This window comes from Acidisarcina sp., assembly GCA_035539175.1.
GTDB lineage: Bacteria > Acidobacteriota > Terriglobia > Terriglobales > Acidobacteriaceae > JANXZS01.
This window is the reverse complement of the sequence record DATLIY010000006.1, coordinates 192,316-217,125: the sequence shown is the minus strand read 5'-3', so window position 1 is coordinate 217,125 and position 24,810 is coordinate 192,316. Positions and strand designations below refer to the sequence as shown.

Sequence of the window (24,810 nt, the reverse complement as noted above, 5' to 3'; positions counted from 1 at the left end):
CGGATGCCGTTGCATTGCTTCAAAGAACAGATAGCGCTCTGCCCGGCATCACGACTTTTTAAGGACACTAGAGAGTCATAAAAAGGGTAGTGGGTGGAGTCCTCCACCCACTGCCCTTTTTATGACAGATCCAGCGCTTATTTATGCTTTTCCTTTACCCATGCAAGGTTAAAGCGGGCAAAGGTGATCCGTTCTTCTTCAGTCGCCTCTCCTCGCTCATACAGGACTCCAATGTTGCCGTCTTTGAGAGGTATCACCGTTGAATAACCAGAGGGCCCGGCATTGATGGTCCGCGACAGGGGCCAGGTTCGCCCACCGTCGTAGCTTACCTTTACAGTTAGATTCTCACGACGTACGTTGCTGGCCGAATTGGTAAAGAGAATCGCGTCGGTTTTCCCAAACCGATATCGAGTGATTCCCGCATTACAGATCGCATCGATGAGAGCTGGGTCATGAGTTACTGGTTCGAAGGTCACGCCTCCATCATGCGATCGGGCAATCGAACGAGTCTTGCCACTCCGCATGTTTTGCAGAATGACGCCGTCCTTCAGCTCCACGTTGTGATTCTCATCCGTACCTACGCCGATAAACTCGCCCACCTTCCAGGTCTTTCCATGATCGTCGCTATATGCATTGACCGAATGGATGACGTGGTGGCCGTCCCGGACCACCAGAGGAACGAGAAAGCGTCCTGTGCTTGTCTGGATATCGGTACCGGAGGCTGCAAACATCGCCTGCCACGCAGGATCTTTCACTTGAGGAGTCAGATCTACCGGCTCAGACCATGTAGCTCCATCATCATCGCTATAGATCGCATGCAGTTGCAATGTTGTAGGCCCGGTTACTGCGCCAGGCAACGCATTGTGAAATCCAATTCCCGGAGGCCCGTAGTTGAAGAAGCACCAGACACGCCCATTCGAACGATCCAACAACAGCGAGGAATCTCCTACGCCGCCTTCCTTTACAGCCTGTAGAGTATGTGCCGGCTCCCAGTCCTTACCGTGGTTAAAGCTGCGCCGAATAACCAGAGAGATGTGAGCCGGCAAATCGTGGTTGTCGTCGGGACGAGCATCGGCCACCGCAAGGAGAACTCCTTTGCGAGTCTCCAGCAGGGCCGGAATGCGGTAGGTATGCACATGGTTCTCCCCCTGGTTAAAGAGATCTTCTTGTGCAAAAAAGCTGCGGTCCGACGACCACGCAGCCATAGGCAGCATGGCCATCCACAACGCTAGAATGCTAAATCTGTGCTTAATCAAGAATGTCTAACCTTCCGTTGTTGAAGTGAATCGTGCGTGACAAACCTCATAGTGCCGTATCTACAACCTTGGAATCTCTCTTCTCGAGAGCGCCCTATTTTGCGCGATCGAATGCCTCCATCTGCTGAAGGCTATAGAGGAGAAAGCGGGGAACGTGAAAGAAGCCTTTATAGTTATTTCCTTTGCAAAGGTTGGTCGGCGTTCCTTGTCTATCACAGTACCCAAACCACTCACCACCTACGGGGTCGTGAAAATGGCGAAATGCATAGGTATCGAGCCGCTCAAGATGAGTGAGCCACCGGCTCTCGCGCGTGAGTGTATATGCAAGGATCACAGCGTATAAAGCCTCTGTATGTGGCCACCATAGTTTCATCGTGGATTCCAACGCCAGAGTTGGACGCTGTTCAATATCCATGAAGTAGAAGAGGCCCCCGTACTCTTTATCCCAGCCGAATTCCAGCGAACTCTCCAGGATGCCGAGCACCTCGCGTTGCAACTTCGAATCTGGCAGCCGTTCGAGGGCTTTCAGAAGAAACCAGGTGACCTCGATTGAGTGCCCCGGATTCAATAACCGGCCGTCCGGCGAATCCAGCAGAAAAGTTCCGTCAGGACTGACCCTTTCGAGCAAAACATTGTGGCGTGGTTCACGATGCTTGAGAGCTGCTGCGATATAGCCTGCCAGCAAGCCCGGATAACGAGGATCGTTATCCACCGCCATCAACTCAAGCACCATCATCATCAGAACCATCACATCTGCAAGGTTGCTGGTGGCAGGCTGCCCCGCAAAAGACGGGCGGTCAAGAAGACTGGGATCTTCGATCCAACTCTTAATCTTCCAGAACAAATCGATGGCTTCATGGCGAAGTTCGGGATCTCCAACTGCCTTGGAGTACTCAAGAAAACCAGCTACGATGAAGACCGCTCCGAACGGCTTTCTCTGGAAAGAGACGGGACGCCCATCTTGTGTCAGGCTGAAATAGCATCGGCCCTTGTCATCAAAGGCGTGGCGCCGCAGAAATTCTACCCCTTGTGCCGCCGCTTCCAGCCACTCCTGCCGCCGCTCCACATCGTTATAGAGTTTGCTCAATGTCCACACCGCACGGCCTTGCAGCCAGATGTATTTTCGAGTGTCATATACATCGCCCTCGCGATCGAGACATGTGAAGTACCCGCCATACTCACGATCGATGGAGTGGTGCAGCCAAAAAGGCACCACCGATCCCAGCAATTCGTTCCGATATCGCTCGCGGTAACTCTCAAACATAATGTTGTTCGACTCCATTTATCTTTCCGCTTCTTATTGAAGCAAAATAGCTTTGGACGTATTTCTCTCGGCGCTCTTCTGGCCCGAAGTAGTGGTTGACAATTTAGACGATAGTATATTATCAATAATCGTGACTGGAAAGCACATTGTGATGATAGCTGGACTTAGCTCTGCTCTCGCCCTTTCTATCGGAATCATGCAGGTTCATGAATTACCTCCTCTTCCGGAAGCGATCGCCGGGCAGCTTGTGGGGACGGTCGGCGACGTGATGGTGGTTGCAGGCGGATCAAGGTGGACAGCACCTCCTGACCAGGGTGGCATCAAAGTATTTGATGACCGCATACTGGCTCTCAGTCCAGACCAGACTCACTGGCAGCAGGTTGCGCGTCTGCCGCAACCTCTGGCTTATGGTGGTGCTGCATCCCTTAAACATTCACTTGTGCTGGCAGGCGGTCTGGACGACGCTAAAGCGTTACGAAGCGTCTGGGCCCTTGAAAATCAGAAGAAGGGCTATCAGTTGACGCGATGGCCGGACCTGCCCACTCCAATGATTAACTTCTCGATGGCAATAGCAGGAGACCGGGTTTACGTCTTCGGTGGTCAGGAATCGAAAGACTCCCCTGCCAGTGCTCATCTTTGGAGTCTTGCTCTCGACGCGGACGAACATCCTACATCTAGCTGGCACGAAGAAGCTCCCCTGCCCGGTGATGGTCGAATTCTTGCCGCAGCGGCTGGCTGCCGGAATCAGCTCTATATTCTCGGGGGAGCCTCGCTCGCCCCATCCTCTGAAGGAACTCTTACGCGGCATTACGTGCGCCAGGCATGGAGCTTCAGCCCAACGAACGGATGGGTGCGGCTTCCGGATTTGCCCGCTGCCTCCGTCGCGGCACCAGCCGTTTGTGACGCGCAGAATAATGTGCTGCTGCTTGGCGGAGATGACGGACACATGGCAGGTGTCGTGCTCAAGCCCGGAGAGAAACATCCGGGATTCAGCCATACCGTATTGCGCTATAACTCGATCACCAAGACATGGGACATCGCAGGACAGTTACCAGTGGGCCTCGTGACCACCGGCGCGGGCGTGTGGAAGCACGGACGAATCGTCATTCCGGGCGGCGAAGACCGGCCAGGAAGCCGCTCCAATAGAGTTCTGGAACTAAGCTTTCATAAATAAATATTTCAAATTGATATTAATTAGGTAGAAGGAGTGTTCTCCCAAATGTCTGAGCTACATGGTATTTTCCCAGCGCTAGTAACTCCCGCCAATGCGGCAGGGGAATTTGAGGTAAAGCCCTTCGAGAAGTTACTGGAGCGCGTGTATCAAGCCGGGGTTCAGGGCGTCTACGTGTGCGGCCAGACAGGTGAAGGATTTCAACTATCGCTCAGCGACAGACAGATTGCGGCTGAGTCTGCGGTCCGGTGTTCGCCCAAGGGAGCTACAGTCATTGTTCACGTGGGCGCTCCTGCTACTCACGATGCAGTTGCACTGACAAAGCACGCGGCCAAGGCGGGTGCTCACCTGGTAAGCAGTCTGCCACCGGTAGGAAACTATTCGTTTGAGGAAATCCGGAGCTACTACACGGCGATTGCTCAGGCTTCAGAACTGCCGCTGATGATCTACTACTTCCCTTCCATGTCGCCGGCCATTCGAACGACAGAGCAGATTCTAGAGCTTTGTGCGATTCCAAACGTAATGGGACTCAAGTTCACCGACTCCGATTTCTTTCGCCTGTGGTCTATACGGCAGACTGGAACCGCAGTATTCAACGGAAGCGATGAGATGTTACTCTCTGGGCTTGTCATGGGCGCGAGTGGCGGAATTGGGAGCACCTACAACCTGATCCCAGAGAGCTTTGTGGAGCTCTATCAGCATGCGTCAGCAGGACGATGGGAAGAGGCACGCCTCGTCCAGAACAAGATCAATGAATTTATTCAGGTGCTACTCAAGTTCCCCATTCACCCAGTCGTCAAGCAGATTCTGCTGTGGACCGGAATTGACTGTGGAACCTGCATATTGCCACGTCGCTCCCTGACACTCGCCGAGCAGAAAGATCTGCGCGAAAGCGTTGCAGAGACCGAGCTCGGCCGTAAGCTGCTGGCATTACCAGCGATGTCAAGGTAACGATGAAGAAATCAATCTACCCCTGGATCGTCGTCGGACTCCTGTGGGTAGTGGCTGCCCTAAACTACCTGGACCGACAGGTTATATTCTCGCTGTTTCCCTTGTTGCGTACCGATCTGCATGTGACGAGCATGCAGTTGGGTTTTCTGGGTACAGCCTTTTTATGGGTGTATGGGGCGGTCAGTCCGTTCGGCGGATATCTGGCGGATCGGTTCAACAGGCGTAATGTCATTCTTGGCAGTTTTGCGATCTGGTCCGCCGTAACCTTTCTAGTTGGCCTGGCACACAGCTATCCCCAACTATTAACCGCGCAGGCATTAATGGGAATCAGTGAGGCGTGCTATCTGCCCGCCGCGCTGGCTCTCATCGCCGACTACCACGGTGAAGCAACGCGTTCGCGAGCCATCGGCCTGCACCAGAGTGGCCTCTACGTCGGTGTCGCGCTGGGTGGAGTCGGAGGTGGATGGATCGGGCAGCACTATGGCTGGCATCGGGTCTTCTACGTGCTCGGAACCATCGGAGTTCTCTACTCCATCGTATTACTCCTCGGATTGAAAGACTCACCAACGCAGCAGAAGAACAAAACAAACAGTGCCAGCATGCTCCCATTTACGCACGCGATCCGCGAGCTTGCATCCAATGGCTCATTCCTGCTGCTGGTGGTGGCAAATTGTTTTGCGGCAATTGCCTTCTGGTGCATCTACACCTGGTTGGCTCTTTTTCTGTTCGAACGCTTTCATGTAAGCCTAACGATGGCAGGCTTCTCTTCCACCTTCTATATCCAGGCTGCATCCTTTGCAGGAATTCTCGGTGGTGGGTGGCTTGCTGATGGCTGGTCGCGCACCAACCGGCATGCACGAGCCTGGACACAGGCAATCGGGTTGATGCTAGCGGGACCCGCACTGTTTCTGGCTGCCAGTACATCTTCGTGGTGGGTGCTCCTTCCCTGCCTGGTATGCTTCGGCATTGGTCGCGGATTCTTCGATTGCAACCTTATGCCTGTGCTGTGCCAGATCATTCCAGCAAGTCTGCGAGCCACGGCGTATGGAATATTCAATTTCACCTCCTGCGTATGTGGTGGAGTAATGGCAATGGCAGCCGGCATGCTCAAAGACCGCGTTGGCCTGGGGACGGCTCTGGAGATTTCCGCCGCGTTTATGGTCGCGGGTTCCATTTGCCTCTTTGCTCTGAGCGTCACAGGGCTTCGTCCTTGCGATCCGCATGCGCTGCAGGCGTCAGAGACCCCTACTTCGATTTAAGTATGCGAGATCTAAAACATAGGAGTGAAACCAGGTGGAAGAACGATTGTTTCCCCATGCCATGCTGCGCGAGATCTATGAACAACCGGAAGCTATAGCGCGTACCCTCAACTTTTTTGCAGAAGAGAATGTGCTGCGGGCAGAGAGATTTTCTGCTGCACTCAATGCCCTGGCTGGCAAAGATGCCATGGTGATTGCGGCGAGCGGCTCCAGCAGACACGCTGGATTAGTTGGCGAAATTCTTATTGAAGACTTCGCTGGCCTTCCAGTAGATGTGGAATACGCCAGCGAATACATCTACCGATCTACGCAGACGGTGCGGTCTCCTTGCTTTCTTGTCCTTTCGCAGTCAGGAGAAACAGCCGACACGCTGCAGGCACTTCGCGAGGCGCGTGTTCGCGGAACTCTGGCCATCGCCATTACAAACCATCAGAAGTCGCCAATGGCGCAGCTTGCGGATTGTTCCCTGCCGACCCAGGCAGGCATTGAAAAAGCTGTGCCAGCCACCAAGAGCTTTACCACGCAACTTCTGGTCTTGAACCTGCTTGCACTCTTCGCCGCCCGTGTTCGCGGACGGATGACTGCAGCAACGATCGAGTCGCACCTCAAGCACCTCGATACGATTCCTTCCTTGTTGCAGCACGCTCTGCCTGCATGGGAGAGCCAGATCTCTGCTCTTACAAAGACGCTGGATCAAGTTGAAACTTATCTGTTCCTGGGCCGGGGAATTCATTATCCCGTCGCTCGAGAAGGTGCACTCAAACTCAAAGAGTCTGCCTATGCACAGGCAGAGGGTTATCCTACCGGGGAATTGAAACATGGACCCAATGCTCTGGTCAGCCGGTCCGCAGTTCTTGTCGCACTTGCCACCAGAGATTCCAATTCCACCGACAGCCTTCTCCGTTATCAGAAGACCGTCCAGTTGCTTCGGGATATGCAACAGCAGGGCGCAAGAATCATCGCCATTGCAACAGAGGGTGATGACGTAGTGCCGTCTCTTGCCCAACATACGATTTTTATTCCTGAGTGCCCGGAACACGTCGCCCCCATGCTCGAGGTTGTTCCTTTGCAGTTACTCGCCTACTTCACAGCGATCGATCGTGGAATCAACGTGGATGCTCCCCGCAACCTCGTCAAAGCTGTTGTCTCTGAATAGGCTATAAAAACGGTACCCGCGGCCAGTTTGAATCCACAAATTTGAACTGGCCGAGGTGGTACTTCAGTAGCCTTCCTCAGTGTCTCCTTCCAAAGTCCTTCCTCCAGCAACTCGGCACGCCACCCTATGGGTCTCGAACGATAGCCTTCCTGAATCCTTTGTTGCAGAATAATTTCGTAATGCTCATTCCGAAGCTATAGTGATCTACGTTGATTTGTTGCAGTGAGTTTGAGCCAATGCCCCTGAAAGTATCGATAGGCCGCACTCCTCATCCAGGCGCCCGTCACCTGCTCTCTGCTGTGCTGTTTGCTTCGCTCCTGCCTGGAATTTCTCTACCTGCGCAGCAACTCAGCGCGCAGCAGATCGTTCAGCGTTCCATCGAACCAAACAATAAGGATTGGGATTCGGCACAGGATTACGACTATTTCCAGCGTAAGCGCGACGGAGGAACGACCAGGACCTACGACGTAATTATGCTGGAGGGATCCAGATACTACCGGTTGGTAGCCATCGACGACAGGCCGCTGTCTCCAGAAGACCAAGCCAGAGAGAAGCACAATTTCGCTGCAGCAATCGCGCAGCGAAAACAGGAAACTGCGAAGGCACGGGAACAGCGGATCGGGCAATACCAGAAAGACCGTGAGCGATATCACGTGCTGATGGGAGAGCTGACCAATGCGTTCGATTTTACCTTGTCGGGAGAGCAGATGCTGGGGTCGCATCGAGTCTACGTATTGAAGGGAAAGCCTCGGCGAGGGTATCACCCTCCGAACAAACTAGCCAAAGCATTGACGGGTATGCAAGGCACGCTATGGATTGATGCTGCTGATTTTCACTGGGTCAAGGGTGAAGTTGAAGTGGTTCACCCGGTTTGGATTGGAGGGCTCATTGCACGGGTAGATCCGGGAACGCGTTTCGAACTTGCACAAGATCCTATTGCGGATGGAGTGTGGATGCCGAGCCACTTTTCCATGGAAACAAGAGCGACCGTCCTTTTGCTGTTTTCCCGCTCTCAGCGCGAAGATAGCACCTACTTCAGCTACCACAAACCAGGCACTATGCCGGAAGACAAATGATTCGATTCCGCAACTGGAACATCAACCCGGCAATCAATCTCGGACAAACCGGAGTTCGACCTAAGGGGCTTTTGACACTGCGCGGAGCAGCTCTGTCCGCTGAGACTGCGGAACTCCGGATGCTATTGGCAGCCTGATCTCGCTTTCCCTTGAAATGGAGGAGTCGCAATCAGCATTGCGGACCGGGGTGTCGACATCGATGCAGCCGAGCAGCCCCTGATCTTTGAGCGTTTTTATCGAGCGCGCTCGCAATCGGATGGCACATCGGGTACTGGCATGGCCCTGGCAATTAGCAGGGCGATCGTCGAAACCCACGGCGGCAACATCACAGTAACCAGCCAGCCGGGCCAGGGTCGGTCTTCACGGTATGGATTCGAGCAACCCTTCCTGAATAGATCGCGGAGTATCTCGATCGAGAGGGTGACCTTAACAAACCTCGTTCTCGAGATCACGAGTGAAGACGACGAGGTTGGGGATTGCTCTGATCCGCTACCAGTTGCCCCATTTGTAAAGCTAGCTTGCACTTCCCTACCTCCGGCGAAAGACAAGTGCGCGTTGCTGTTCGAGCTTTCGCTACTCCTTTATACATACGTTCGCAGGGAGGCCGTACTCTCCTTCCAGATCGAAGGCACCCAGTCGTCGCTGTCCTTCGGAGCCGCCCTTAGTCATTACTAGCGAACTAAGCATTCCCCCTGCAGCGAGTAATAACCTCCGTTCACCATTGAAGCCGTCTATCAGTTATAGATGGGACGGATGAATGATCCCACTCGTGCTCAACAAGATGGAGGTCATGAGGCGACTTACCCAACCACCCTGATCTTCTACCGTGGATTTCCAAGACCCCTTTGTGGCTTACCTCCACGTAGGCCCACAGTGGATCCTGATAAAAAGCCATGTACTTGATCAGCGGATGAAGCTTCTCTGCCGCAGTACCGAAAGAATCGTTATTCACGTTCTTTCCACACCATTGATATGTAGCACTGTTGATCTGAATATAGTGAATCCCATTGATAAGGTTGTAGTAATCACTATGGAAATGACCGGAGAATACTGCTATGACCTTCCCTCGCCCATTTCGACTAGGCGTATTCTCCAGCAAGGTTCGAACTGACTCTCTGTTACGGACTGCAGTGTTATCAAAACCCTGGTGGCAAAAGACTATGGTGGGTAACCGGGTGCTGGATAGATCTTCACTTAGCCACTCCAATTGCTCTAGATCAATCCCTGACGGATAGCGCTCTCCGGGATTCTGGGGATCAGGGTCGTTTCCATCCATGACAACAAAGTGAAAGCCACCTCGATCAAAGCTGTAGTAGCGGCCCGGCATTCCCCAAAAACGAACCACTTGCTCCCGGGAACATTTCTGGTCCATCTCATGGTTACCGATCACGTGATACTTACGCCCATGGAAGTGGTTCCAAATGTCCACAATGGCCGTGTTGTTTTCGACTGGGCAGCAGAAATCCCCTAACTCCAGGATGAAATCAGGCTTGAGTCGATTCATTTCATCAACAAACGCCTGCAGCCGCTTTGGCGCATCGAACGTAAAGTCGTGATGCAGATCGGCAATGATGCCGAATCGAACGCTAGACGATTTATCTTCCGCCGGTTCAATCGAGGCCAGAGTGGAGGCACTAACCTGAGTCACTCCGGACGCTAAAACACTGAGGGAAGCACTGAACAAAAAATCCCGTCTTTTCAATATTTTTCTCCGGTAACATTGCATAAGTTTGGACATAAAAACACATCTCTGGAATTGATTGGCAGAATCAATTGACGGCATCGCAATCGTGAGCACAATGGCACAGGTTCCACCCTCTTCAAGACCGATCCTGAAAGTGAAACCCACCTCGCATTTCATCGGGGGGCCGACCATATCCCGGCAAATCAGCGGAGCGTCAAATCCCCCTGTAAAGGAAGGTGATCGGATGAATTCCCCAGCATAACCGTGAACTTCCCGGGATCGATCCTCCATTCATGATTCGCTTCATTCCAATAAGCAAATGCGCGTTTGTCCAAGGAAAAGCTGACACGCTTTGTTTCTCCAGGCTGGAGATGCACCTTTTGAAAGGACTTCAGTTCTTCAAAAGGACGCTTTACTGTGGCAGAAGGATCGCTTATATATAGCTCTGTCACCTCACTGCCTGCTATTTTTCCGATATTAGTTACATCCAGGGAAACGTGGATCTCATGCCCTTCCTCGGCCGATGCTGGATTTATCACAAGATTGGAGAATCGAAACGTGGTATAGGAAAGCCCAAAGCCAAATGGGAACAGCGGCTTGACCTGAGAACTCGTATAGTAGCGATAGCCGAGAAAGACACCTTCTCCATAGCGAATGTGTGGATTGACCGCATCAATGCCGCTTGTCGGATAATATGTATCGTGGACGGGGTTATCCTTCCATGCATTTTCGATACTTACCGGGAGTTTTCCTTCCGGATTTGTAGAACCGAACACAACATCAGCCAGAGCTGTTCCCCCTTCTTCCCCGGGATACCAAAGATAGACCAACGCTGCGACTTTCTCGATCCACGACGCCATATCCACTCCACCGCCAGCCGTCACCGCCACAATCGTCTTCTTGTTCAGCCGAGTTATCTGCTGAATTAGTTCGTTCTGTCCCCATGGAAGTTCAAATGTCCGGTCGTATCCTTCCCCTTCTGTGTTCTGGTCGTAGCCAACCGCCAGCACAACGGCATCAGCCTTGGCCGCTATTGCTTTTGCACGCTCGGTCACAAGGTCTGAAGTTGCGGCAATACCAACGCCTACCCGTTCGCTGAGGGGGACGTTCAGAAAATCTATTTCCACGTGAACAGATCTTCCCGGGCTGGCGTTGAACTCAGCCCATCGGGAAGATTGATCCATATTTTCCTTGCGTTCGATCAGGACCTTTCCGTCCACGGTCAATTTGTAAGCACCCCGGTGCGAAGCTGCAAGATAGATCAGCTGCGGGCCGCGCTTCGACGGAAGATACTCTCCGCTCCATCGAACACTGACGCGCGAAGTGTCATGACCAGAGAATGAGGAAGCAAGATCCTCCATCGTCAGGTGCTCTCTTTGTGCTTCCTGGACAGGCCTACCCGACAGATCGGGCGCGGCGAAAATTTCTTCCTTGAGCCCCCGCTTCGCGCCGCTGGTGAAATTCGTTTCACGGAAAAACTCGCCCTCGTCCTGAAGACCGCGATCATACAGAACCGACGGGCAACCCTGCTTCTTCTCTGCGCTGTGGGCCACCTCAACGAAATGCGTGAGACCGTTCATAACACTGACAGCGCTATATGGCGACGCGTGCGAGCTGCCTCCTCCGCCTGAAATGGCCGGCCATGCATCCGGCCCGATTACTGCCAACGAGCAAATGGATTTCGCATCGAGCGGCAGTAACGAAGCCTCGTTTTTGAGTAGGACGATGCTCTCGCGTGCCTCCTGCAATGCGATTGATCTTGCCAGACTGCTGTCAAGCGGAATGCGGTTTTCCTGCTGCGGCCTGTCGAGAAAACCAAAGCGCACTGCGGTACGGATGATGCGCCGCACTTTCTCATCGAGAACGGACTTAGGCAGTGCCCCTGATTGAATTGCGGGAAGAAGGTTTTTTGAACTCATATATGCCGCCGAGGGCATCTCCAGGTCCAGTCCATTTTTCGCCGCTGCAAGACCGTTGTAGGTTGCGTGCCAATCGGACATGATGATGCCACCGAAGCCCCACTCGCTTCTCGCAATCTGATTATTAAGCCAGTCGTTCTGGGTTGCATGAACGCCATTGATGAGGTTGTAGGAATCCATAATTGCTCCTACATTCGCCTCTTTGACGGCAGCCTCGAATGGAGGTAGATAGATCTCGCGCAGCGTCCTTTCGTCCAGGTCGGAACTCGTGTTATGGCGGTCATACTCTGAGTTATTTGCAGCATAGTGCTTTACAGTAGCGACGACCCCTGTACTCTGCACACCTTCAATAAACTTCACGGCAATGCGCGAGGCCAGATAAGGATCTTCTCCCATGTACTCAAAGTTGCGTCCATTCATGGGGGCGCGATAAATGTTGACTCCCGGCCCCAGCAAAAAGTGGACACCTCTCGCCCTGGAATCGAAGCCAAGCGATATGCCTACTTGATAGGCCAACTCAGGATCCCAACTGGCAGCCAGAGCAATACTTGCAGGATAGGCAGGCGAAGGTCCCCATGTGCGGACGCCGACGGAAGCGTCAGACATCTTGAGACGCGGCAGCCCGGCAGATGGAACTGCACGAACGTAAAAGCTATCTTCACCGCCGATGAGATCCAGCTCCTGCTGCACAGTGAGCTTCTTCAGAATCGATTCCACCCGGAAATCGACCTCTGCGTTAGGCTTGACTGCGGACATCTCCTGGCCACATAGATTTGCAGTGATCCAGATACATAACAGCAGGCCAACGATTGCAGAACGTTTCCGCATCTCTTCCCTCTCTTCTTGTTTCCTATCCTGACGCTGCTGGTGCTCAAGCTCTTCACTAAAAGCTCGAAATTGCTGCTCAGAGGATCGCCTAAACCGTGGGCGCTCTTCGCCGAACAAGCAGTCGCTTTGGGGATGCCGATCACGCCAGGGCCTAACTCCCGGCGTTGTACCGTGAGCATGGGCCTGACAAGAATAGGTCTTGTTTACGGAGAACGGGCTTCCATAAGGAAGCGCGGCAGATTAGCTTCGCACTGTGCCATGGTTGTTTGTAGCGGATAGGCCGGTACGCGCAGCCTTTCCATCCCCTCATGCGAAAACACCTTGTGGCGGCATCCGCTTCGCCACTGGGGTCAAGCGGATGCCGTTGTTGATAGCCGTTTCAGGCACGAGGCTCGTAACGCGTGAATACTTTGTGCTAGAACCTGACCCTAGCGGCCAGCGACAGGGTACGCGGATCGGTGGCACCAGTCACTTGTCCAAAAGATTGTGAGCTGGTGTTCGCGATTACGCTTGTATAAGACAAGTGATTAGGGAAGTTGAACAGTTCCGCACGCAGGTTGGCGGAGAGGCCATGCTCGAAGTCATAGGATTTCTGTACAGCGACATCCCAGTTTGAGAAGAGCGGGAGATGAGCCGCGTATGCACTCAGATTGCCAAAGGTTCCGGCCACGGGAGCCGTGAAGGAGTTGGCATTGAGCCACTGCTTGCGGTCCGCATGCAGATAGAAGTCGCCCAGGATGCGGTTCGGCCGCTGAGAGCCAGCCGTTCCGATGCCGGCAACATCGTTACTCATCGTGATGTTGATTGGAAGACCACTCTGAATCTTGTCCACACCCGAGACCTGCCACCCGCCAAATGCTCTCTGATACCAGGTCCGGCCGTGGAGCCAGAAGGGAAGCTCGTAGACATAACTGGCAACGAAGATCTGGCTCCTGTTATAGGAAGACGGACCGTAGTCATTCTTGAGGTTGTAACTATCCTGCGGAGTGTAGTTAAAGGAGTTCGCATCCGTCAGGCCTCTTGACCACGTATATGCAAAGTTCAGCGTTCCCTTCCTGGCAAATCTCTTGCGTAACTGGGCCTGCAGAGAATTGTAGTTGAAGGTGGCGCCTGTAGTGTATTCATAGATATTGGTATAACCAGCATATGGACGAAGGGCGTTCACGTTCACTCCTTTATTAGCAGGAAGCGTGAGAGTGCCTGCGCGCAACTGGTTAATGTCCGGCATATATTGAAGGTCCGCGGCTTTTGAACCGATATAGGTGAGATAGAAGACTGCAGAGCTTCCCGCCGCCTGCTGGATTCCGAAGCTATAGTTCATCGTGCGCGGAACCCTTACGTCCAGGCGGTGCGAGGCGTTGATCCCACCGGGAAAACTCTGGAGGGCCCCACCTGTTGGGTTACCTATGTTGCCATAGTACAGAAGAGGCTGCTGAACAAACGGCGGATTTGCGACAGAAGCGATAAAGGTATTCCCCTGTACGCGCTCGTAGAAGATGCCGTATCCACCCTTCAGCACGGTCTGGCCGTTTCCATAAAGATCATAGGCAAAGCCAATGCGCGGCTGCCACGTGGCCCACTGCGTATTGGCCACACCTTTTGGAAGTCCCTTGAATAGGGCCAGCACTGCCGGATCAGTCGCGCCCTGGATGTGGGGTATGGCCGACTTAGGAAAGCTGCTGCCGGGAAGCACCATGCCGTTATAGCGGTTTCCACCCGCGCTGGTAATAATGGCACCGGTGGATTTATTGATTTGAACCGCCTGAGCCGGATCGTAATACTCCGGCAGGAACATTGGGGTGTTATGCCAGAGGCTGTACTGCGGCTGCATATAGGCCCAGCGCAAGCCAAGGTTCAACGTGAGGCGGCGAGTTACACGCCAGTCGTCCTGCACATAGGGCTCGATCTGCGTAAAGCGGAAACGTCCCTGTTGAACGCCGCTGGCTTCCGTATAGGAGTAGAAGTTTCCGATCAAAGCATCGGCTACTGAGTTCCCAGTCGTCGCCGTCGGTCCCGCAGGGCGTGAGGTGGTATTAAAGGCAAGTGATCCGTTCACCACTGGGACATTGTTCTGATTCTTGTGATTGAGGTAGTAATCGACGCCCAATTTCAGGGTGTGCGTGGAAACAACTTTTGTGACGTCGTCTCTAAAGTCGTAGATCCCGATCGCGCCGTGATAGACGACCGGCGTCGAATAGAGCGTGTTGTAGCCAGAGATGTAGAGATTTGGAATAACGTTGATCTGTGAAGCATATGGGAACAGCGTGGGGTAAACCACGCCCTCGCCCGTGCGCGTGTCATCGGTCACAAAGAGCGGGTTTGGTGCATAGTGTTTGCCATTGTCGACGACGTCCCCCGAATAGCTCGCCTGCGCCACATTGATCAACGTAGAACTGGGAGCATAAGTCCACTGCAGGCTGATACTCTTACCCGGCATATAACGCTGATAAGTGTTGACGGCAGTCTGATTCAGGGTTGTCAGCAAGTTATCGCGGTAGTAATGGAACATCAACTGATTTTTGCTGTTGAGGTTGTAATCGATCTTGGCCAGATATTCATCCATGTTGATCGGAGCAACCGTATTGAAGACAAAATTGCTACCCGTCTTGGTCACTAGCTGCGGCAGGGGATGAGGATAGTTCTGCAAGAGGCGCGACGAGCTGACATTCCAGCGCGACTGTGGCACGATGCCACCGGGAAACGCCTTTCCCGTTAGCGGATCCTTGGGCCATGAAGCCGCCGGCAACGAGGAGAAATCACCTTTACGGAAGGCGTCCGATGGTACGGTCCACGTATTCGTACTTCCCTGGAGCTCCCTTCGGAAATCCACGCCGAAAAAGAAGAATAGTTTGCGGTCTTGATTGCGGAATAGGCCTGGAATGAGGACGGGGCCCGATAGGTTGCCGCCGAAGGAGTTGTAGCGAAGCTCCGGCTTGGCAATAGAGTTGAAGGAATAGGCCTGGATTGCATCGTTGCGGAAATATTCGTACAGCGTTCCATGAAACTGCTTCGATCCGGATTTCACGGCCACGGTAATCACACCACCTGAATTACCGCCGTTTTCCGCGCTGTAGTTTGCGGTCAGCACGCGCATCTGCCCGATGGAATCGGGATTGATGCTGACCAGAGCGCTGCCACCCGAGCCGGTATCCACGTTGCTGGCACCGTCGAGAAACCACGCGTTGGTCCCCGGCCGTTGTCCGTTGATCGAGACAGCGCCAATGCTGCCGCCATAATTGTTGTACAGGGAGAAACCACTATTGTAGGTCGTCGAAATCCCCGGGAGCATTTCCAGCAACTGGACGTAATTGCGTCCGTTCAGCTCAATTTCGTTCGCCTCTTCGCCTGTGATGAGATGGCTAACTTCCCCGCTTGTCGGATCTACCTTGAGGGCGCTATCCGTTACCGTAACTACTTCGCTGTTATTGCCGACGGCCAACATAATGTCGAAGTGGGCATTTTGTCCGATCGTCACTTCTACGCGTGAGGCCTCATACTTCTTGAATCCCGGCGCGGATGTGAGCAGGCGATAGGTCCCGACAGGGACATTGGGAATCAGGTACTCGCCATGGCTGTTGGTCGACGCGGCACGGGTAAGATTCGTGCCCTGGTTTATTGCGGTAACCGTAATCTGGGCCATAGCCGCCCCTGACGGATCGACCACAGTTCCTGAAATATATTGATCGGTCGTGGATTGTGCAGCTAGCAGACCCTCCGAACAGATCAGAATAAGCAGAAAAACTATGCGCCTCACTGGAACTCTCCCTTTGATGGTTCATGCCGCATGTATCTGGTGTGAATTGCGGTCAGCTGAGATCAGTCTGTCGAGGGGGGAACCCTCCGTCCAGTCACAACCTGGCTGTGACAATGTGATGTCACGTGCTGTAGACAACGAAGCAAGTCATTCAGAATCATCATCTTGGAGGGAACAAGGCACCTGAGCCGGAATCCGAATTTACCAATGATTCACAGTCCTCGCCCTCGATGATTGGCATGGAAACAGGCATTGATCGGCGACTACAATCCCGGTCCAGGAGCTGCGGCACGTCATGCCGTTGGCATATGGCTATCCGGAAGGTAGGGTACGCAAAGCAGGTGTGGGAGAGTCGGTGTCTGTCAGGAGTGGGTGCGATACGCAAGAATCTGGAGAGGACCAGCGTTTCCATCAACGCTGTTTGCCTTCAAGAGCAATTCGAAATATGGAAGAGAACCGTCTTTCCGCATGATCCGGACAAGGAATGCCTGCAACTGCGCATCGTTGAACAGGAAATCGTCAGCCGCCTCTCCCCCGCCGGCTGAACTGCCTTCAATAATTAGTACGTTGCCTTTGCCGTTCATGCCGGGAACGAAGGCTATATAGCCCAGCATCTCCGAACCGATCCATGGAACTCGATAGAAAGCAGGCTCCCCCTGAATGGGATGCTTATTCACAAACGTATAGGTATGCCCAGCTGTATCCATACTCCCGACGAAATTTAGCTCTGGCTCAAAGACTTCATGCCACGGATTTGAATAACGGGCGCCGCACAGGATGACGTTTCCCTGCTTGAAATCATCCATGCGCAGATCACGCGCAAATTTGGGCACCAGCGTGCTTCGATGATGCGCTGCCAAAGTGCTGAAATGTGCCGCCGATGCAATATCTACAACCGACGTGTACCGGCGATTGGCGATCTCCAGCGCGTCGGCGACTTTGTCCCGCGGCAAGTCTCGCATCTCATTTCTAAAGTCCCTTTGCAGGTATTCGGACAAGCTCATCGAACTGCTCTGCGTAATTTTGTGGAAAAGGACCAGTCCGCTATCCGGCGCGATATAGAGCGTCTTCTGGTTGGGCCGGAACATTACATTCCACAGCGTGTTGCTTCCCGAACGCATCTCATCGCCGAAATCGCGTCTGGAATGCAGATTAACAATGAGAGCGCCGACGCTTACCAATGCGATCGTGCTGACGACCACCAGAGCTAAGGCTAGCCGGAAGAATGAACGGCGCAGCCGCGCGATTTGAGTCTCCTGCTCGACCGTAGGATTCGATTCCTCCACTTGGGGTTGAATCAATGCAGGTGTTGAGTTTTTCTGCGTCTGTCCCCGTTCTGTCTCCTGTGAGCCGTCCGGAAGGTGGCCGTTCGGTATCTGTATGCCCTGCTCGAATCGAACCAGGTATTCGCCCTTGGGAATAACGATCCGGATACCTTCTGACATCTGGTCCGCCTCTGTACACTGCTCCAGTTTCTGACGCAATCGCATCATGTGTGATCGCACAATGGTGTCGATAGTGGGATCGAAGCCGTCGGTCCGCCCGAACACGTGAGCAGCAATAGCAGACTCGGTCAGGCGGTCCCTTTCGTCCAGAAGAGTGTGCTCAGCCAAATAGTTGAGCAACTGGGATAATCGCGGAGCCTTGCGAAACGCGGGCGACTGGATGACACGCTCAACAGTCTGCCAGCGCGCGTCTTGAGATAAAGCGAACTCAACCATTGCTCAATGCTGTCCTTCAATGGCAAAAGAAGAGAAACATCTGCCGAAAGCCATCCAACCGATCAAGTATGTCGCAACGATATGAATCTCAAATAAATTCGTGGGTCCCGGGAATGTATCCGGCGAACACTTGACCACATACCATCTTAATTATGACTTCCGCCCGTCTGGCCATCGGAACAGCTATTACGATATCTGTGACCTCATATGGAACTGGAACACTGATCTCACAGGGAAACTGCTTCACCTCGGCGTGTTGCTCTGAGGGCAACAGGGCCAGGAGAGGAGCGCCGCTCCGCTTGTCAGAGTCAAGAGCAGCTGTGGTTGCAGCGGTGCTGATGCTCAACGACACAGACGAGGTTCCGTCGGCGTTCTGGACCGGGGTGCCGAAGCTGCAAACGGATCCAGACGGCAAACCCGAGCAAGTGAATGTCACGGTCTGGCTGAATCCATTCTCCGGATTGATGGTGATTTTAGAGACGGCCGTCGAGCCACGCTTCACCGTGATTGCCGAAGGAGAAGCAACCATCGTGAAATCGGGAACAACAACGGTGACTGAAGCTGCTGCTGAGGTTGAAACGGCAAACGAAGAACTACCACCATACTGCGCGGTGAGGCTATCCGTTCCAACAGGCAACGCGGTCGTACTCAATACGGCTACTCCGTTGGAGAGTTGAGCCGAACCGAGCAGAGTCGTTCCTGTGTAGAAGTTCACCGTGCCTGTTGGGGTCGTTGATCCGGATGCCGGAGTGACCGTAGCAGAAAGGGTGACGGTCGATCCCTGCGCCACCTGAGCTGACGAAGGTGTCAGTACCGTGGTGGTGCTCACTGGAGTTGCCGCCGCTGCCGTTACCACAACGGCCGCGGAAGTAGACCCACTGAAGTTGGAACCGCCGCTATAGCTTGCAATCAGCTGGTGAGATCCGGCTGCAAGAGCATGAGTGGTAAGACTTGCCGATCCGTTCGACAGGGAAGCCGTACCGAGCTGCGCGCCACCATCAAAGAATGTGACCGTTCCGCTGGGTGTTGTCGTGCCGGATGCCGGCGAGACAGTTGCCACGAGGTTAATTGAACCACCGGCAGAGATCGCGGTTGCCGAAGGCGTCAGAGTTGTCGTTGTTGCCACCGGGTTGGCCGAATCGATGGTAACCGCAACGGGCGATGAAGTTGAACTCGCGAAGAGCGTGTTTCCTTCGAACGCTGCCGTCACCTGGTCCAAACCAACAGGCAGGGCCGACGTGTTAAACACGCCGCTACCACTCATGATCGTTGCAGTCCCGAGATGCGTGCTGCCAACATACACGTCCACAAGGCCCGAAACAGCGTTGGTTCCTGACACCGGCAGGACCTGAATCGAAAATCCGAGCGATATTCCCTGTGTCCAGTTTGTAACAGAACCGGCAGTAATGGTGGTTGTCGTCGGAGTCAGAACAATCTGTTGAAGGTTCTGCGACGTGCTTTGACCAAACGCGATAGTGCCGGCGTACATTGCGGAAACGCTATGAACACCACTGGGGAGAACAGTGGAGTAGGTAGCGATGCCCGCCGTGTCCAGAGAGCTAGTTCCTACAAGCATCGAATCAACATAAAATTCGACCGACCCTGTGGGAATTGAACTACTGCTGGATGAGGGCGACACGGTCGCGGTGAACGTGATGGTATTCCCATCGTTCGCGGTTGGAAGCGACGAAGAGTCTTACTGAAAGTCAATTGAATGTCCTGTTCGCGGATCATCCACGCGTTGGTTGGTTAAGGGATACATCGGCAAAACCTGATTGTGGTTGATTCCGTTCAGACTGCCGAGTACGAGTGCAAAAAAAGGTCGCATGGTTTACCCATGCGACCCACTGTACGACGTGTTGTGATGCAGTTCGAGACCTACGCCCCCGCTGGTGAGCTAATTTCTATTTATATCGACATTCCCATCAGTTTGATTAGCGGCACGATTCGACTGTAGAGGGTGATCTGCGCGGCGACATAGCGGATCGGCGACAAGTTTCATTCGGGTGTATTGACTCAGTACAGCCTAGGAGTTTGCTAGGTCCAGGGGGGTGGACCAAAACCGCAGAAGTCGTCCACTTCATAATGCCGGTATCTCCACGTGTGTGGGGAACGCGAAATTAGGTATCTCCCAATAACATCTCCTACCGGTTCATCCCCACGAAAGCTGCGCATGAGACGGATTGTTTTGTTTGATAGATGTCATTAATTATTATTTGCAATTAGCAAAAGCTTTATTTCGGAGGCGATTCCTGAACACCAGGCTATTGTCACTTTTTTGTGGAATTTTACTTTCGTTATTTGCCGTTCCAGAATCCAATGCTGCCTCGATCAAGATCGCTTGCATCGGCGACTCGGTTACCTATGGCCTCCACGTCGACGACCGCGAAACCAACAGCTATCCCGCGCAACTCGAGAAGCTTCTTGGTGCAGGCTATGACGTGAAAAACTTCGGGGTCAGCGGCGCTACCTTACTCAGGAACGGACATCATCCGTACTCCTCCACTGAGGCCTTCAAATCGGCAATCAAATTTGATCCCGATGTCGTGGTCATCGATCTTGGTCTCAACGACACCGATCCACGGGACTGGCCCGACCATCGCGATGAGTTCAGGGCAGACTATAGCTGGTTGATTGAACAGTTTCACAAAGCCAATCCAGACGTCCGGATTTACATCTCTATCCTCACGCCCATCTTTGAATCGCATCCGCGATTCAAATCCAGCACTCGTGATTGGGCGGAGGAGATCCGTGACATCATCCCGGTAATCGCGAAGGCAAATCATACGGAATTAATTGATCTGCATACTCCACTCTTTGCGCGTCCCGATCTCTTTCCTGATGCGATTCATCCCAACACCGAAGGCGCATCGATCCTGGCCCTTACCGTCTACCAGGCAATTACCGGCAACCATGGCGGACTGAAGCTAACCGAAGGCTATGGCGATCACATGGTGCTGCCGCACGGAGAAATCCTGCACCTTACTGGAGAAGCTGATCGCAATGAAGTCGTCACTCTCCAATTCGACCAGCTAACGTTCCATACCAGAGCTGACATGAACGGGCGTTGGACCGTTGCTCTGCCCGCACAACGGCCTGGAGGCCCGTACACGTTGCGTTTCAGCACTGCAACGAAGTCGGTCCAGCTGCAGGATATTTATTTTGGAGAGCTTTGGCTCTGCTCCGGCCAATCGAACATGGACTTCCCCGTATCCAGATCCGCTGAGGCGTCTCTTGCGCAAGCGATGATCAACCAGCCGACGATCCGTCTGTTGCACTATAAGAACGCCGCGTCAACCGACCCGATCTGGTGGAGTCAGGAGGTTCTGGACAAAACCAATCAGCTGCACTTCTTCTCAGGCCAATGGGAGACGTTGAACTCTGCCAACGTAAACGACTTCTCTGCCGTGGGATATTTCTTCGCGCAGCGGCTTCATCAGAAATTGAATATTCCCATCGGCATCATTCAGGTAAGCGTCGGTGGCTCAAATGCAGAGTCATGGATCGACCGGAAAACACTGGAAGACAATCCGCGGCTCGTCGATATGTTCATCGACTGGAGAGACTCTGACCTCATCATGCCTTGGTGCCGCGAACGCGCCGCTAAAAATTTAGCCAATGCGCACAACCCGCTGCAGAGACATCCCTACGAGCCGGCATATAACTTCGAAGCCGGCATCGCCCCCCTCTTGCAACTGCCGATCAGAGGTGTCATTTGGTACCAGGGAGAAAGCAATACCCATAACGTTGAGCTCTACGAGCATCTATTCCCAGTGTTGGTCAAAAGCTGGAGAAAGCAATGGAAAAGAGACCTTCCATTTTTCTATGTGCAGCTCTCGGAATTGAATCGCCCATCATGGCCTGTGTTCAGGGATGCGCAGAGACGGTTAGCTGATGTCACTCTCAATAGCGCAATGGTGGTCAGCAGCGATCTGGGAGAGCCTGACCAGGTGCACTATGTTCACAAAAAAGCGGTGGGTGACCGCCTGGCTAATCTCGCACTCGAGAAGGTCTATCATCTGCCCGGCGTTCACGGGGAAAGCCCGTTAGGATTCAAAGTAAGCAAGGAAGTAACAGGCCTGAAGATAGAGTTCAAGAATACCGGCGGAAAATTGCGGACTTCAGACGGCCTAGGACTGCGCGGATTTGAGCTGCAAGACGCCAAAGGTAACTGGCATACGGCACAGGCTCGGATTGAAGGAAACCATGTTTTGTTGGAGCGTGCCGACGTGAGAGATGCGGATGCGGTCGCTTATGCGTGGCAGCCCTTTCCTAACGCAAATCTAATAAATGGATATGGTCTGCCCGCCTCGACATTCATTCTGGACGTTCCGTAACCTGCCGTCTCTCAATCTCAGGATCAGAAATTCGAACGAATCGGGAGTCCTTGAGAACTTTGCTGCGTAAGATCAGAATCCTCTCCCTGCAGCGTTCGGGAAAAATTAGCGAGGGCCTTCCCTTCCCTTTCACGCAGTTGGATCCGGTCCGGATTCGCCTCCCGGAGGTGTTTTCGATGACAGGCGCAATCAACCAATCCTATTCGTGATCTTCAGCGCCGGGCTTTAGCGGATGGCGCAATGCGTGGTAGTTGCGGGTGTACTGCCTTGGAGAACACCCCATGACGCGGCGGAAGGCTTTGCCGAAGGCGCTCTCGGATTCGTAGCCGAGCGACTGCGCGATGGCGGAGAGGCCGTCCGAGGAGTCCTTCATGCGGTCTGCAGCCAGAAGCATGCGCCAGCGGGTGAGGTACTCCATGGGTGTGGTTCCGACGCTCTCGCGGAAACGCAGGGCAAAGACCGAGCGCGACATGCCGACGCGTTCGGCGAGCGATTGCAGCGTCCAGGGATACCCTGGGTCGTTGTGCATGCTCGCGATGGCGACGCTCATATGCTTGTCAGATAGCGCCGCAAGCCAGCCGCGTTTGGCGTTGACGGTGTCTGCCAAGTGCAAGCGCAGCGCCTGAATGAGCATCATGTATGCAAGCTGTTGTGCAATCAACGAACCGCCGGGTTGTGGGTTGCGGAGCTCCTCACGCATGCGCTCGAGCGACCAGCGTATGGCGGCCTTGTCCGCCTCACTACGGATGTGGACGACGGGCGGCAGCGAGTGAAGTAGCATCTCGGCATGGCGGCCGGTGAATCTGAAGAAGCCTCCGGCGATGTGTCCCGCGCCTGCAGTGACCTCCGGGGCTTCGCTCCTCATGCTGAGCCGAGCGATGGCATCGGTATAGAGAACCGGTTCGAGTGAGAGATCGGAAGCGAGCCGGAACGGAAATCCACGAGGCAGGATGAAGCAGTCTCCGGGCTGGAGCAGCACCGGTTCAGGCACGCCTTCGACGACCAGCCAGCATTGACCGGCGAGCACGGCATAGCATTTGATGCCCTGGTGCTTCGGGAAATAGATAGCCATATCGCCCGGCACCATGAAGCCGCCGGAGATTAAGCTCTGCGGTTTCAATAAGGCAAGCACCTCCGAGAGCGGGTCCATATGCTGGCTCGATCTCACACCTGTTTGTATGGGCTGAATCTCGGATCGTTGAGTCTCCGAGTTTTGAGGAGGCGGGACGATCGGACCAATCATACGGACTCAGAGTATAGATCGTCCGCTATTAAAGGTCATCTAGTAATCGACGGTCCTGATCGGCCATGGCTGATCGGCTGCGTATTCTGGATTTTTAAGGAGACATCATCGTGCGTATCTTTGTGACTGGGGCACCTGGATTCATTGGTTCGGCGCTTGTTCCGGAGCTAATTCAGGCAGGGCATATTGTGCTGGGGCTGACACGATCGGAGGCAGGCGCGGAGAAGCTGCGAGCGGCAGGGGCGGAGGTGCTTCATGGCAATATCGAGGACCTCGACAGCCTGCGCGAAGGAGCGGCCAAATCGGACGGGGTCATTCACCTGGCCTTTAACCATGACTTCGCGCAGTTTCAGAAGAACTGCGATGACGACCGCAAGGCAATCGAGGCAATGGGCGAGGTGCTGATGGGCTCGAGTCGGCCGTTCGTTGTCACCTCGGGTACGGCGATCGCTGCCAATGTGGACGGCAAGCCGTCGACGGAGGACAGCCCGACCGCTGCGTGGAACCCGCGCGCGGCTTCGGAAGCGGTGGTGAAGGAGTTGACCGCTCGCGGCGTGAACACCTCCGTGGTGCGGCTGGCGCAGATCCATGACACACGCAAGCAGGGGCTCGTACATTACGTTACAGCGGTGGCCCGCGACAAACGCGTATCAGCTTACATCGGCGACGGCGGCAATCGCTGGCCGGCAGCGCACGTTTCCGACGTGGCGCGGCTCTACCGTCTAGTGTTTGAGAAAGCGGAGCCAGGTGCAATCTACCACGCAGTCGGCGAGGAGGGCGTGTCGATGAAGGCCATCGCCGAGGCGCTGGGCCGCGGGCTGAAGGTGCCGGTAGTCAGCATTAGGCCCGAGGAGACGGAGGCACACTTCGGCTGGCTTGCCCACTTCGCCGCGCATGATATGCCTTCCTCCAGCGCGATCACGCAAAAGAAGCTGAACTGGAAACCAACGGGGCCGGGTTTGATCACCGACCTTGACAGCATGGACTACGCGCAAGCCTGAGTCTGCCAAAGGCACGCCGGTGGCCGCTTTCAGACTGCCGGTGCGCTTTGGGTGAATAATCCTAAATAAGCGTTGAGCTGGCTTAGTCTCTGCACAGCCATGGTATCGGGTGAATAACCGTCCTACGTACGAAGACGATCCGAGCTTGTTGTGTAGAACCCGCGGCGAGCAGATAGTGCTGATTTCTTTG

The 24,810-nt window shown here is 54.0% G+C and carries 15 protein-coding genes and 1 pseudogene; 7 read left to right on the top strand and 9 right to left on the bottom strand.

Annotated features, from left to right (window positions below; all coding sequences use genetic code 11):
* Window positions 1-137 precede the first annotated feature (137 nt).
* Complete coding sequence (locus VM554_02600; protein HVJ07247.1) at window positions 138-1,214, bottom strand: sialidase family protein; 1,077 nt, start codon at window positions 1,212-1,214, stop codon at window positions 138-140.
* 136 nt (window positions 1,215-1,350) lie between these two features.
* Entirely contained in the window at window positions 1,351-2,538 is a 1,188-nt protein-coding gene (locus VM554_02595; GenBank protein ID HVJ07246.1) for an AGE family epimerase/isomerase, read from the bottom strand.
* Between the two features lie 133 nt (window positions 2,539-2,671).
* Here VM554_02595 and VM554_02590 point away from each other — a divergent pair, with 133 nt between their 5' ends.
* The 5 genes from VM554_02590 to VM554_02570 all read left to right on the top strand — a co-directional run bounded on the left by VM554_02590 (window position 2,672) and on the right by VM554_02570 (window position 8,133).
* Window positions 2,672-3,694 (top strand): hypothetical protein, encoded by a 1,023-nt coding sequence (locus VM554_02590; protein ID HVJ07245.1) that lies wholly within the window; start codon window positions 2,672-2,674, stop codon window positions 3,692-3,694.
* A gap of 45 nt (window positions 3,695-3,739) precedes the next feature.
* Window positions 3,740-4,642, top strand: a complete 903-nt coding sequence (locus VM554_02585) for a dihydrodipicolinate synthase family protein (GenBank protein ID HVJ07244.1) — start codon at window positions 3,740-3,742, stop codon at window positions 4,640-4,642.
* A gap of 2 nt (window positions 4,643-4,644) precedes the next feature.
* On the top strand, window positions 4,645-5,901 hold the full coding sequence (locus tag VM554_02580) for an MFS transporter (GenBank protein ID HVJ07243.1): 1,257 nt from the start codon (window positions 4,645-4,647) through the stop codon (window positions 5,899-5,901).
* Window positions 5,902-5,935: 34 nt separating this feature from the next.
* Window positions 5,936-7,057 carry an SIS domain-containing protein gene (locus VM554_02575; protein ID HVJ07242.1) on the top strand — a complete coding sequence of 374 codons (1,122 nt, stop codon included), beginning with the start codon at window positions 5,936-5,938 and terminating at the stop codon, window positions 7,055-7,057.
* 236 nt (window positions 7,058-7,293) lie between these two features.
* Window positions 7,294-8,133 (top strand): hypothetical protein, encoded by an 840-nt coding sequence (locus VM554_02570; GenBank protein HVJ07241.1) that lies wholly within the window; start codon window positions 7,294-7,296, stop codon window positions 8,131-8,133.
* A gap of 715 nt (window positions 8,134-8,848) precedes the next feature.
* Here VM554_02570 and VM554_02565 read toward each other — a convergent pair.
* From VM554_02565 to VM554_02540, 6 genes and pseudogenes are all read right to left on the bottom strand, one after another.
* Window positions 8,849-9,982 (bottom strand): metallophosphoesterase, encoded by a 1,134-nt coding sequence (locus VM554_02565; GenBank protein ID HVJ07240.1) that lies wholly within the window; start codon window positions 9,980-9,982, stop codon window positions 8,849-8,851.
* Between the two features lie 38 nt (window positions 9,983-10,020).
* Window positions 10,021-12,681 (bottom strand): glycoside hydrolase family 3 C-terminal domain-containing protein, encoded by a 2,661-nt coding sequence (locus tag VM554_02560; protein HVJ07239.1) that lies wholly within the window; start codon window positions 12,679-12,681, stop codon window positions 10,021-10,023.
* A gap of 298 nt (window positions 12,682-12,979) precedes the next feature.
* The gene (locus tag VM554_02555) at window positions 12,980-16,318 is read right to left on the bottom strand and encodes a carboxypeptidase regulatory-like domain-containing protein (GenBank protein ID HVJ07238.1); all 3,339 of its coding nucleotides are present in this window, start codon (window positions 16,316-16,318) and stop codon (window positions 12,980-12,982) included.
* Window positions 16,319-16,680: 362 nt separating this feature from the next.
* Entirely contained in the window at window positions 16,681-18,039 is a 1,359-nt protein-coding gene (locus VM554_02550; protein HVJ07237.1) for a hypothetical protein, read from the bottom strand.
* Window positions 18,040-18,127: 88 nt separating this feature from the next.
* The gene (locus tag VM554_02545; protein HVJ07236.1) at window positions 18,128-18,829 is read right to left on the bottom strand and encodes an Ig-like domain-containing protein; all 702 of its coding nucleotides are present in this window, start codon (window positions 18,827-18,829) and stop codon (window positions 18,128-18,130) included.
* Between the two features lie 54 nt (window positions 18,830-18,883).
* Window positions 18,884-19,705: pseudogene (locus tag VM554_02540) on the bottom strand (Ig-like domain-containing protein).
* A gap of 526 nt (window positions 19,706-20,231) precedes the next feature.
* Here VM554_02540 and VM554_02535 point away from each other — a divergent pair.
* The gene (locus tag VM554_02535; GenBank protein HVJ07235.1) at window positions 20,232-22,376 is read left to right on the top strand and encodes a GDSL-type esterase/lipase family protein; all 2,145 of its coding nucleotides are present in this window, start codon (window positions 20,232-20,234) and stop codon (window positions 22,374-22,376) included.
* 199 nt (window positions 22,377-22,575) lie between these two features.
* Here the strand turns inward: VM554_02535 and VM554_02530 are convergent, their stop codons facing one another.
* A complete protein-coding gene (locus VM554_02530; protein ID HVJ07234.1) occupies window positions 22,576-23,526 on the bottom strand; it encodes an AraC family transcriptional regulator in 951 nt (316 codons plus the stop codon).
* 203 nt (window positions 23,527-23,729) lie between these two features.
* Between VM554_02530 and VM554_02525 the strand changes: the two genes are divergently transcribed.
* On the top strand, window positions 23,730-24,620 hold the full coding sequence (locus tag VM554_02525) for an SDR family oxidoreductase (GenBank protein ID HVJ07233.1): 891 nt from the start codon (window positions 23,730-23,732) through the stop codon (window positions 24,618-24,620).
* Window positions 24,621-24,810: the final 190 nt, after the last annotated feature.

Bases quoted from the DNA above. Each gene is read 5' to 3' on its own strand.
- VM554_02580 (HVJ07243.1), top strand. From the start codon at position 4,645: ATGAAGAAATCAATCTACCCCTGGATCGTCGTCGGACTCCTGTGGGTA.
- VM554_02590 (HVJ07245.1), top strand. From the start codon at position 2,672: ATGATAGCTGGACTTAGCTCTGCTCTCGCCCTTTCTATCGGAATCATG.
- VM554_02595 (HVJ07246.1), bottom strand. From the start codon at position 2,538: ATGGAGTCGAACAACATTATGTTTGAGAGTTACCGCGAGCGATATCGG.
- VM554_02570 (HVJ07241.1), top strand. From the start codon at position 7,294: ATGCCCCTGAAAGTATCGATAGGCCGCACTCCTCATCCAGGCGCCCGT.
- VM554_02585 (HVJ07244.1), top strand. From the start codon at position 3,740: ATGTCTGAGCTACATGGTATTTTCCCAGCGCTAGTAACTCCCGCCAAT.
- VM554_02550 (HVJ07237.1), bottom strand. From the start codon at position 18,039: ATGGTTGAGTTCGCTTTATCTCAAGACGCGCGCTGGCAGACTGTTGAG.
- VM554_02600 (HVJ07247.1), bottom strand. From the start codon at position 1,214: ATGCTGCCTATGGCTGCGTGGTCGTCGGACCGCAGCTTTTTTGCACAA.
- VM554_02530 (HVJ07234.1), bottom strand. From the start codon at position 23,526: ATGGACCCGCTCTCGGAGGTGCTTGCCTTATTGAAACCGCAGAGCTTA.